Origin of the sequence: Chryseobacterium sp. Leaf201, assembly GCF_001421435.1 — a bacterium.
Taxonomy (GTDB): domain Bacteria; phylum Bacteroidota; class Bacteroidia; order Flavobacteriales; family Weeksellaceae; genus Chryseobacterium.
The window spans coordinates 1-12,349 of record NZ_LMKA01000135.1 but is presented as its reverse complement, the minus strand read 5'-3'; the positions used below and the strand labels follow the sequence as shown (position 1 = coordinate 12,349).

At 36.2% G+C, this 12,349-nt stretch carries 11 protein-coding genes; all 11 read left to right on the top strand.

Annotation, left to right across the window (positions count from 1 at the left end):
* Nucleotides 1-209 precede the first annotated feature (209 nt).
* The 11 genes from ASE55_RS19365 to ASE55_RS19320 all read left to right on the top strand — a co-directional run bounded on the left by ASE55_RS19365 (nt 210) and on the right by ASE55_RS19320 (nt 12,238).
* On the top strand, nt 210-710 hold the full coding sequence (locus ASE55_RS19365; RefSeq protein ID WP_056223537.1) for a M15 family metallopeptidase: 501 nt from the start codon (nt 210-212) through the stop codon (nt 708-710).
* Nucleotides 711-897: 187 nt separating this feature from the next.
* On the top strand, nt 898-1,935 hold the full coding sequence (locus ASE55_RS19360; RefSeq protein WP_056223535.1) for a patatin-like phospholipase family protein: 1,038 nt from the start codon (nt 898-900) through the stop codon (nt 1,933-1,935).
* 332 nt (nt 1,936-2,267) lie between these two features.
* Nucleotides 2,268-2,864, top strand: a complete 597-nt coding sequence (locus ASE55_RS19355; protein WP_056223533.1) for a DUF2589 domain-containing protein — start codon at nt 2,268-2,270, stop codon at nt 2,862-2,864.
* 73 nt (nt 2,865-2,937) lie between these two features.
* Nucleotides 2,938-3,621, top strand: coding sequence for a hypothetical protein (locus tag ASE55_RS19350; protein ID WP_056223531.1), 684 nt, complete (start codon nt 2,938-2,940; stop codon nt 3,619-3,621).
* Nucleotides 3,621-4,175 carry a hypothetical protein gene (locus ASE55_RS19345; protein ID WP_056223528.1) on the top strand — a complete coding sequence of 185 codons (555 nt, stop codon included), beginning with the start codon at nt 3,621-3,623 and terminating at the stop codon, nt 4,173-4,175. The genes ASE55_RS19350 and ASE55_RS19345 overlap by 1 nt, the downstream gene beginning before the upstream one ends.
* A gap of 166 nt (nt 4,176-4,341) precedes the next feature.
* Nucleotides 4,342-4,512 carry a hypothetical protein gene (locus ASE55_RS20410; protein ID WP_157844677.1) on the top strand — a complete coding sequence of 57 codons (171 nt, stop codon included), beginning with the start codon at nt 4,342-4,344 and terminating at the stop codon, nt 4,510-4,512.
* A 297-nt stretch (nt 4,513-4,809) separates the two neighbouring features.
* Entirely contained in the window at nt 4,810-6,255 is a 1,446-nt protein-coding gene (locus ASE55_RS19340) for a hypothetical protein (RefSeq protein WP_056223526.1), read from the top strand.
* Between the two features lie 18 nt (nt 6,256-6,273).
* Nucleotides 6,274-10,014, top strand: a complete 3,741-nt coding sequence (locus ASE55_RS20210; protein ID WP_128414628.1) for a hypothetical protein — start codon at nt 6,274-6,276, stop codon at nt 10,012-10,014.
* 64 nt (nt 10,015-10,078) lie between these two features.
* Nucleotides 10,079-11,347, top strand: coding sequence for a hypothetical protein (locus tag ASE55_RS19330; RefSeq protein WP_128414627.1), 1,269 nt, complete (start codon nt 10,079-10,081; stop codon nt 11,345-11,347).
* Nucleotide 11,348: 1 nt separating this feature from the next.
* Entirely contained in the window at nt 11,349-11,792 is a 444-nt protein-coding gene (locus tag ASE55_RS19325) for a hypothetical protein (RefSeq protein ID WP_056223522.1), read from the top strand.
* A gap of 98 nt (nt 11,793-11,890) precedes the next feature.
* Nucleotides 11,891-12,238 (top strand): hypothetical protein, encoded by a 348-nt coding sequence (locus tag ASE55_RS19320; RefSeq protein WP_056223520.1) that lies wholly within the window; start codon nt 11,891-11,893, stop codon nt 12,236-12,238.
* Nucleotides 12,239-12,349: the final 111 nt, after the last annotated feature.

The window sequence follows — 12,349 nt, the reverse complement described above, 5'->3', positions numbered from 1 at the left end:
AATTTCTTCTTTAATATTATCAAAATATTTAAATCAAAATACACATTGATTATCAGTATTTTACCATTTCCGACAGGAAGTCATGTCTATTTTCATTTTTACATAAAATATAAAGCCCTGTAATTCAGTATATTAAATTATTTTAAATACGTCAAGTTTTGGCGTACTGCCGCTATACCTTTGCTTTCCAAAACACTAATACTGATTATATGGACAAAATAACTTTACAACGTATAGAACAGCTTCATCCTGCAGTAAGAGAGGAAGTGAAGCAGATCATTAAGGAATGCGATGAAGCATTAACAGGAAGGGCAAAAGTAAGAATTACTCAAGGGCTGAGAAGCTTTGAGGAACAGGAAAAACTGTATGCCATAGGCCGGATTACTTCCGGTAAAAAGGTAACGAATGCAAAGGCAGGGCAGAGCATCCACAATTACGGGCTTGCCGTTGATATCTGTATGATGATTGACGGAAAGACTGCCAGCTGGGATACCGTAAAAGACTGGGACAATGATAAAGTGGCAGACTGGTACGAATGTGTTAAAATTTTCGCAAAACACGGCTGGGACTGGGGCGGAAACTGGAAAACCTTTAAAGACCTTCCCCATTTCGAAAAAAAGAATGTCCGGACTAAAAAAGGCCTGCTAAAAACGGCCTGGAGAACACTGTTGCAAATGAGCAGGGATAAGGATGGATACGTAATTTTATAATTCTCTTTTATTTGAATTTATTTTTTAATGCGACGACTTCTGTCGCATCTCCCGCCTACCTTTGCTTACAAGAAATACCAAAAGCAATCATTATAACGCTAAAACCAATAGTTAAATTTCACGGAAGCTATTGGTTTTACTTGTCTAAAGTTGTCAGGTACTTCTTATCAAAAAGTATAAATTAACAATGAAAAAGACAACCATTCTTTCTTTGGACGGGGGCGGAATCAGGGGGATTATCACCTGTATTATTCTGCGCTACATAGAAGAGCAGCTGCAGTTGTATGACAACCCGAGCGCAAAACTGGGAGATTATTTCGACCTGGTGGCGGGAAGCAGTACAGGAGGGCTGATTGCGTCTATTATTCTATGTCCCGATGAACACCGGAAGGCAAAATATTCTATCCATAAAGGATTAGAACTGTATGCCGAAAAAGGTGGCGACATATTCCAGGTTTCTTTTTGGGAGCGCATGGTGAATCCGTTCGGATTGATCAATGAAAAGATCCCTCAGGAAGAACTTGAAAAAAACCTGAATGACTTTTTTGGAAAATTAGAATTAAAAGAACTGATAAAACCCTGCCTTATAACAAGCTATGATATAGAAAACAGAAGATCCAAGATATTCAATTCCTGGAAAGCACGCCTGAGTACCGATAACTTTTATGTTAAAGATATCTGCAGGGCTACTTCCGCGGCACCTACCTATTTCACACCGGTTCAGATCAAATCCATGTACGGACAGATTTTCAGCTTGATTGACGGTGGCATGTTCGCGAATAACCCGGCATTGTGCGCCTATGCAGAAGCCAGGAAAATTCCTTTTGCAGAAGTCCTGAAAAATCATCAGAAAGCAAATTATCCTACAGTGAATGATTTGCTTATCATCTCCATCGGCACAGGCATCGAAGCAAGGCCCTATTCTTTTAAAAAGCTTGAAAAAGCAGGGAAAATAGGCTGGGTAAATCCTATTATTGATATCCTGATGTCCGCCAATGCAGAAACTGTAGATTACCAGCTTGGCCAGATGTTCCAGACTTTAGGGTCAAGAAACCAGAAAAACTATTACCGGCTTAATCCTTCCCTTAAGAATGCTTCTCCTTCCATGGATAATGTGAGAAGGTCCAATATTGAGAATCTGATCCAGGCCGGTCTGAGCTATATTGATGATAACCGGGATGTACTGAACCAGATTGTTCAGAAACTGATCAGGAATAAGATATAAGTTATTTTGCTTATAATAATAATAAATAAGCTAAAAACCTTATGCTGATTTATTTTTAAAATTATTTTTTATACGTCAAGTTTTGTCGCTGCAGCACATTATTTTTGACTTAGGATTAAAACAATAACCAATTACTTACTACCATGAGAACAATCCAACATTAGTTGTGATTAAGAACTTCAATAGCCGGTATTCCCGGGCTATAACACCCAACATATCATCAGTTTTATGATTTAGCTTCAAAAATGCTGAACAGGATATGTATTACCTAATAATAACAGTTTGCTAGCACTGTATATCATTAATTATTAACCTTTTAAAAACCATTAATTATGGCAACAAATTTAGTACAAGAATTAAACAGTTTAGATTTCAGCGTTTACATTGGCGGCCCGTTACAGGCGGCAGTAAAAGCACAACATGATGCCTCTATTTCACAGGTCAACTTTATCAAAGAAGTAGGTTTCACTCCCGGAGCAAGCGGACAGCCCGACGTTTTGAAATATGTGGATTTTCATTACAAAAAATCGGTTCCCAACCCGGAATATGATTCAACTGCAACAAGCGGGTCGACAAGTAATCCATTCATTGATGCGGAAGTTAACCTGAAAGTACCTTTCCTTTCAATGCTTACCATTCCGTCTTTGAGAATTGATGAAATGACCATTGATTTCAACGCTAAACTAAACTCTGTAGAGACACAGAATGTTTCCAGCGAATTCAGCGGCACGGCCAGCTTAAGTGCAAAGTTCTGGAAAGTGAAGTTCAATGCCTCTGCATCATACAAAAAGACTTCATCCAGCACTTCCACTACCGAAAGAACATACACCTTGGGTGTTCATGTAAAAGCGGTAAACGATGAATTGCCGGCCGGACTTTCAAGAGTTCTGGATATGCTGGAAGACAGCATTTCCGCAGTCAATAATTAACCTTTTCGGATGGTTGCTGATGCAACCATCCTTTTCTACCCTTTTAATCTTACTAACTTAAAAAAAACTTATTATGCCAAAATTAAATGAATATCTGGGAGGAATTGTTTCTGAGCTTGCTTCTGCCCGGAAAATGGCTGACCTGAAGACGCTGGAGATCGCCAAAGAATATGCAAAAGACGAGATGCTGAAAAACTTTTCCATTCCGAGAATGAAGATCGGAACCGTAGAGCTTACTATTCCCTTTGCGAAAGCAGGAGGCCAAACCATCCTTAAACTCAGGGATTTTGCCTATGACGAGATTATCAAGGTAATGAAAACAGGTTACAATGCAGCCGATATCTCAAGTGATAAGGAGCTCAAGGATTTTCTGATCGACATGGAAATATATTATGATGAGGCAATCAATAAAATCAGGAAAGAAAACACACAGACCATAACTGCGGCACAAGAAAAGTATTTTGATATCATTCCTGAATACATTACAGACTTATGTGTAAGCCTGCCTAATTTTAAATGGGGCGAAGTGAAGTCTGAAACACTGCAAACAAGCCTGAAAGAACGTACTCTTGTTGAAGCAAGGAAAGTTATTGAAAAAGCTGATGGGAACGAAATCATCGCAGAAGCCAGCAAGCTGATGAGCCTGGATCCAAAATGTCTGATCTATGCCAAAATGAGCGTAAGCGAATCCGGAATGGAATGGTCGCGATATGAAGATATCAACGGAAATATTGTTGAAACTTTAATTCCTGAATAATGAGAAAATCACAGTTTATTTTAGTAAGCCAGCTCAAGCAAAAGCTGCAGGAATTTCCCGGTATTGTTTCTTCCCTGGAAAAAAAGGATCCTCACTTCATTGATAAAACCATGTTATGGCTGAAATCTTCAGAGGATATCTTATCTACCTATACTATCAGCGAGGTATCTGAAATAGCCGGTTTCAGGAGTAAGATCATTGCTGCAAAAATGACAGAGGGAAGAGGAATAAATATTAAAAAAAATCAGATAAAAGAGGCTTCCGGAATTTTATATGACATCCAGAACACCGTACTGACTGTGCTAACGCCTTATGAAAAAAAGATCAATGAATGCCGAGAAATTGTAAAACAATTACTGGTTCTTACCGCTCAGACGCACACGCAGATCTATAACCCAAGTCTCCCGTTTGAAGATTTTATTAAAAGAATCTGGCTGTATATTTTGTCTGAGAACGATCTGAGAATGGGTGCCATCAAGCTCAAATCAGTACTTTCCGAGATGGATATTTTAATGCTTATAGGTGATGAAATAGAATTAAGTGACTTTACCTAAAGATAACCCAGTTTTGAGCTATTTTTTTATGACGTCAAGTTCTGTCGCTGCCCCCTCATATCTTTGATTACGAAACAATAACCATGAAAACATCAATTAATCTAATCCATACCGATAACTCATTTTGATGAACAGTCTTAACTATAACCCATCTAAATACATACATATGGAAACACCAAATCACAATCCAGAGATGATCTTCGATGAAGACCTTTATACCATAGAATGGAGCGACATCGAAAATACCGAGATAGACTATGACCACTATCTTAATGACATTGAAAATTTCTTCCGTCAGGATATAGAAAATGAAATCCTTGAAGAGGATATTTATTAAAAATAAATTTAAACACGTCAAGTTCTGTCGCTGCCCAATACTACCTTTGAGATATAAATAAAACACAAAAGCAATCCTTTAAAATCTTATCAAAATCCTTTTGAATTCACCATTCACAAAATGCTGAATAGCCGCAACTGTGTTTAAAATTAACATTCAAAAACAATTAAAGTGAAGAATAAAATGTAAGCATCAAGGTGGAAAATTTGTCTGAAAACACCTAAAAAAATAACGATTTGACCGAAGTTATTTATAAAGACGGTTTCAATATAATATTAATTAAACAAATAATTTAAAATGTTAAACAAACAAAAATTAAAAACACTTTTTGAAAATGGAGATATCCCGAAACAGGAAGACTTCTGGCAGTGGCAGGACTCATATTTTCATAAAGAAGATAAAATACCTGCCAATACTATAGATTATGATTTTACTAAAAAAGCAGATTTAATAGATGGTAAAATACCTGCTTCCCAGCTTCCCAGCTATGTAGATGATGTATTAGAATATAATACGCTGTCTAATTTTCCACAGGAAGGTGAGACAGGGAAAATCTATATTGAGGTTACTACTGGCAAACAGTTCAGATGGAGCGGCGCAAGATATATACAGATTATTGATACTTCAACTTTTCAAGATATGCTCGTTGCCAAGCTGGACAAGCCATCGGAAATAATTAATAAGGCTGAAACCAATCACTATATTCCACTATTAAATAATGATAATGCAACTAAAAAAATATTAAAAAATGATTTTGGAAAAGATTTATTTATCAGTGCTCCCTCTCTTTTAAGCGAGAATGAAAAAACAGATTGGAAAACTCAAATGAATGGTGGCTGGACAACCAGTACCATGAGTGTTGCTTATATCCTGCCTCCTATCGTAGATAAAACAGATAAAAATACATGGTTCACTTTAAAAGGAGCTAACCTTAATATCAATCCTGCAAACTTCTCAGTAAGTTTAATGACAGCATCCGGAACATTAGTGACTAAAATTCCCAATGCACAGGTTCAATTGTTTCAGAACGGAACAGATCTTATATTTTATTATAACTGCAGCAACTTAGCTGAAGGGGAATATAAAATCATGATCTCTAATGGCACTGCTTCATATACTACTAATTCAACAGTATTAATAAGCAATGCATTATCAAAAGTAGACCTGTCATCCACCCAATGGGACAAAAAACTTTATAACGATACAGTAAGCAACAATATTTATGGACGTGGTAATGTATGCGTCTTTGCTACGGATTCAAATGTAAAGCCTTTGGAAAATGATTACACATTTATTGCTTCTTTAATATCCAAACCTTTGGTTTCTGAAAATCAGGATTTTATTTTAAGAGGTTCTATAAACCTTAATATTTACAATTGGGAATATTCAAGAGATCCGGAATATTATTTCGGTCTGGTAAATACAAATACGCTTCCAGAACTTACAAATCAGGCTTCACCGTTTATCAGAATGGTTTACACCCGCAGTGCATTACGATGGAGGTGTCAATTAAATACTTCAGAATTAATGTTTGCCACCAATCATTATGATACAGCTGCACAAGGTAATTTCACCTTTATCAGAAGAGGAGAGACACTTATTTCTTCGGTTACTTTAAATACGGGAACTTTTACGACAATTGGCTCAATAACACAAGGATCATTAAAATTTGGGATGTTCTGTCAAAACAATACATTTAAAACAGACGTATCAGCAACCCTACAGGAACTCATTATTCTCTAACATTAAAAGTATCATAATATGACAACAAACAATAAAAACAATGCCTCACAGACCCTTTTCAGATTTGTGAGTTTAAGAAACCCGCAATTAACGGAAACCAAAGATAAAAACCTGGGATTCATCCATAGAAGTGAAGGTTTATCCGGCACATTTGATACAGCGGTAGCGGCAGAGATCAGCAATACCGCTGCAATAAAATTCGGTTTAATGGAAAAAGAGGCAGGAGTATTTGCTGCGCTGGCAATTAAAAGCGAAAGCGCAATTGAAAGTGACCCCATCTATCAAAATGCGTTAAAATTAGGCCGTAAAATTGCAAAAAGAGAAGTACTATCGTCTGCAGAAGAACTTCAAGCTGTCTCAGCTTTTGAAAACACAGATAAAACTGCACTTGAAAAATTATGGAACAACCTTATCTACCAGGTCATTACCCAACAGGACTTTTATGTTAAAGAAGCGGTTATTCACATTCTGAAGGCTCTTCATTTCGGGTTTGTCTGCAAACTGCAACCTACGGATGAATACACTAAAATTAATGGTAATGACTTAAAAATTAAAGCACTAGATGCTAAAGTTGTATTACCTGCATCACTTTTCGGAGACAGCAATAACAGTACCGGTACTTCCAGCAATAATTCTTTTCAGGTAAGCACTTCTTATGTAGGTAAAGGAATAATCGGGGATGCAGAGCTTTCTGCCCCTATACAGCATTTATTGAAAACAGAGGGAGAAAAAATCTCTGAATTATCTCTTTTGGAATCAGAAAGAAAGGCATTTAGCAAATTGAGATCTGAATTGGAAGAAATTCAGAAGATGTTTTACAAACTCAGATCAAAAGCATACGAGAAAGCATACAGAGAATATATTGCCCGCTATCAGCCTGCTATTGATCTTTATAATGAGGCTCTGAACAGAATAGAAGCCCAGATTAAAGATACTATGACTCAGGCAGAAATTGATGCGCTGTATGCTGGGCTAGGAGAATCTAAGGTCCCTCCATTTGTATTTGAGTATAAAAATGAACTGAATTTCAGAGATCTGCAGGAAAAGCTTTCGCTGGATTCATTTGCCCAGTTCATTGAACACTTTACCCTTATTAACTACGGAAGACCTTTAGAGACAGAACTTAATTATGCTCAGCTTGAAATTGTTTCTGACAGGGAAATTCTGATCAGTAAAATACCGGTGTCTATTACGGACGAATATGATACTTTTTCAGAAGTTTATGAACAGCTTAATCAGCAGATACTCTCTAAAACAGAAATTTCACTTGAAAAAGCTCCTGTCCGGGAACAGGAATTCGCAAGAATAGGAAGTGTACTGATTCCGGTGAACAAAACAACTTATTCCGAGATTTCAGGTACTTATTTTTTAAATGTAATCACAAGAGGTACCTCCCTGGCCCCTAAAAATTATCTCTCATTTTATTACAATACAGACAGCGCAGCGCTTGGCTTGATGTCAGCTTCTGCAGAACTGGCTTCTAACGGTGAAAATTATCTTCAGAACATTTCTGCTATTGACGTAATGGATGGAAAAGTTATATTCCCTATTGTAGAAGGTAATCTTAAAACAGTTTCATCAGTAAGAGTTATTCTGTATTTTAAAAATGGTGAATCTGCTGTAATCACCCATGAAAGTATCATCTCAGGACAGTCTTATACAGGCAGGTTTGTATTTAAAACGAAAACAGACGAGCCTACAGAAGGTGGTGAAAACCCAGGTCAGGGTCAGGGTAATGGAACAAATGGAACAGGTTCCGGAACCTTTACTCCGAAACGTTTTGGTGTCCGTAGACTCGGTATTGCCGATTATCTGAAAGTAGAACAAAGCGTTCATGCGTACGTTCCTGGTGAGGTATCCAATATTGAAAACGTAATGGCCAGCGAACTGCGCCACAAATCTTCTGTATCCAGAGACTATTCCGAAATTACGGATACAACGTCAGAATCTGTTGAAAGCGAAAAAATTTCAGACACTACTAAGGCTGAGAGAAATGAAATGCAGACCGAAGTTGCTAAAGAGATTGAGAAACAGCAAAGCTTTGAGGGAAGTACAAGAGCAAGTGGAGGAGCAGGGAGCTGGACACTGGAAGTAGCAGCAAGCTATGCCAATAATACAGCCCAGCATGACAGCACAAGGCAGGCGGTAGCCAAATCCCAGGAAATAACCGAGCGGGCAATGGAACGTGTACTTACCAAAATCAATAAAGAGCGTGTTCAGAAAATCATCAAAGAATATACGGAAACCAATGTCCATGAATTTGACAACCGGGGGAAAGTAACGGATACCAATAATCCTGATGCAGCCCAACCCAAACACATCACCGGAGTTTACCGATGGGTAGATAAGAAGATGAAAAATCAGATTTATGATTACGGTAAACGTACCATGTTTGAATTTATGATTCCGGAGCCGGCTAAGCTGCACCGCCTGGCAACTTTTGCCACAAAAGAGATTTTTAAAGCTCCTGTTGATCCAAGAAAATCTAAAGATCAGTGGGAAATGGCAAATCCAAAATCAGCAACTGATGGTCAAGTGCAATATTGGGCAAATTATTATGGGGTGACCCTAACTAAATTGCCTGAATCCAATATACTTTACACAGCAGAAACCGGACCCCAGAACCTTGATAACAGTGCAGCTCCAAGAACTTTAAGCCTTACGATTCCGGATAATTATAAAGGATACGAAGCAAACATTACTTATGCTTTCTATAATAGGTTTAAAAAGAACTCGTCTCCTCTTGTAATAGATAACTTACAAGGAGGCTTTTTACCGACTTTCATAAACTCAAATAAAGAAGGCTGGCTGCGAAGCAATTATACGATTACCGGGATTAATGTTGTAGGAAATTATGCCATGCAGTATGCCGGTGGCAATGGGACAACCGAGATGTCATTCATTGTAAAAATTAAATGTACCCTATCAGACGCTTTTATGGCTTCATGGAAGGAAGAGAATTTTGATGCCATCATCAAAGCCTATGAAGCAGCATATGCAGAGTTTCTGGTAAAACAGAAAGAGGCGGAGGAAAAAGCCAAAGAGGAAGAGGCTGAAAATGGAGAAAAATTAGGCAATTTCTATCGTGAGATGGAATCTGTGATCCTGAAGCACAATTGTATTGCGTATCTGCTGCAGGATTACCTGAATATTCTTGGAAAAAAATTCACCAGCGGTACCGAAATGAAGGATTTCAGTGTTACTTTAAGTGGTGATCTCGACCAATATGCGGCGCTGGCAAAATTCATGGAACAGGCTTTTGAATGGAGTATTATGGATTATACTTTTTATCCGTATTACTGGGCCAACCGTGATGAATGGCAAAAAATGTATCTGTCCGAAAGTGCAGATCCATTGTTCAGAAATTTCCTTCAGGCAGGCATGGCAAGAGTGATCGTTACCGTAAAACCGGGCTTTGAAGACGCCGTACAGTTCTTTATGACCACCGGAAGAATCTGGAATGGCGGTGAAGTTCCTGTGATCGGAGATCCGATGTACATGTCAATTGTAGACGAACTGAGACAGCCAACAGGAAAGCCCCAGGGTAAATACTGGATTACAAGAATCCCTACAATTTTAACTATTCTGCAGGCTGAATCTGTCGGTTTAAAAGTAGATCCTGATCAGCCATTACCGATTTTCCCTGAAGATGATCCGAAAAACTGTGAAAATCCGAAGGAATTGGAAACTGAGACTAGTTTTATTAAAGAGAATATAAGTCTTGCGAATCCTGAAAATAAGGAAACAACGCTTGGATAAAATTAATTATTATGAAATGGCGGTTAATCCGCCATTTATCTCTCATAAAATTAAAATTAAAAAAATGAGTACAATAAAAAGACTAAAGATTCCTAAAATCGAGGCGTTGGAATTAGAGAATGTGACCACTAATATTTCTGGCGAAATTTATGAAATAAAAAGTATAAAAATTGGAAGTGTTTTAGATAATGGAAGTGCAAACGATGGAAGTACAAACAATGGAAAAAAAATAAAATTACAAGAAGGAATACTTTACGGAAAAAACTATACTTTTGAAGTTACAGAATATGTCGGAAAAAGAACAACTGAATTAACTTCTATTAAATGGGAAATCTTTTATAATGATTTTGATACGGGAGAGATTGTAAATTTACCAATAAATGCAAGAGGGGAAAGAATAACTATAAATATGGGAAATTTAGAATCATGCGGAAGATATTTGTATATTCGTGCTTATATTAAAGATAAAAAAAATACGGCTGTTCTCAAGGTATGGAAGCATAATAGATTTAGGTGGTTTGATCAAGTTCTTTTTGAAAGTGAATTAGCAGATCGAATTCAACCTTGGAAAATAAATCAAAGTGGAACATCACTTTGTGGTATGGCTTGTCTATTTTATCTCTTTGCTAAAGAAAATCCATCAGAATATAGGAATTTTTGCAGAGATCTTTTCAGAAAAGGTGAAGCTAAATATAATAATTATATAGTAAAACCATCTAAAGAACTTTTAGAAAAAAAAGTTAACAAGCTAGGACTTCCTGAAAAAACTGGAAATATGCCAATTACAGATTATATTACTTTAGCTGGATTAAGAAATACTAACAACTCCTCTTATAAAGGAGGCGACGAAAATATTCAAGCAATAAATTGGCCCGATACAATGATTGAGCTTTCAAGGGAATTTTTAGGCTATGCAGATATAGAAGAAAATGGATCTGAAAGGTTTATTAAAAGAATTAATCATAATCAAGGAGATATTACAAATATTATTAATGACATTAATAAACAGATAGCGGATGGTTATCATGTAATACTTATGGTAGATTCTGATCTAATCAATGATGATCTTGACTTTCAAAGTTTTGATTATCATTGGATAGTTTTAGAAAGTGCAATTAATGGGGAGTTTGAAGTCCTAAATCAAAACGGGCAATTAGAGTATTTAGTTGATTTTTTAGCATATTCGTGGGGAACTAATCCTTTTGATAGGAGAGATATTGTTAAAGACAAGAACGGACAAAATATTTCTAATCAGGATAAAGGCTTTCTGAAAAAACCAATTACTCGAAAACATTTCATTAATAATTATTACGGATATATAAAAGTAAAATAATATGAAAAGAAAAATTATAATAGCCTTATCAATTACAGTTTTAGTGATAGTTTGTTGTTACACTTATAAATCTTACAAAAAACAAAGAAATAAAGATGAAAAAATCATTTGTGATTGTCGAAAAAATGGAATTAACACTCAAATTAGTTTAATTTCAAGATCTTTTTTATCTGCGAAAACTAAACTTTTTTTTAATAATAAAAAAATAGACTATAAACAGCAGCAGATATCTCATAAAGATCTTGTAATCACTTTCGATTTAGCTTTAAACAAATCATCAAAAGATACATTATTTGTTAAGGACAATAGCAAAACAATTAAAATATATAATTTTGATGTCGATACTTTAATCATAAATAAAAAACAGGGAATTATTTGTGATTTGAAAGCAGTAACAGTAGATGGCAAAAAACAATATATCAGCAATTTAATTAGTTTAGATTAAATATTCTCTTAAAAAAATCAAACCGCAACTTTACTTTTGCGGTTTTTTATGTAAAATAGTCATTTAAACCAAGTTTTGAAGACGCCGTACAATTCTTTATGACCACCGGAAGAATCTGGAATGGTGGTGAAGTCCCTGTGATCGGAGATCCGATGTACATGTCAATTGTAGACGAACTGAGACAGCCAACAGGAAAGCCCCAGGGTAAATACTGGATTACCAGAATCCCTATTACTTTAACCATTTTACAGGCAGAATCTGTGGGATTAAAAGTAGATCCGGACCAGCCGTTACCGATTTTCCCTGAAGATGATACGAAAAACTGTGAAAATCCGAAGGAATTGGAAAGTGGGACATCTTTTTTTAAAGAGGATATAATAATGGAAAGTCCAGATGATAAGTTATCGACATTACCTAGAGAATTAACAACAATTTTAAATAAATAATAAATGAAGTCATTTAAACTTTTTTAGTTTTATAAAATTTCTTCAGAGCTATTACTATAAAAGCTATGTAATTGAAAGATTTCCAACTCGATACTGTTGTATCGTTGTATC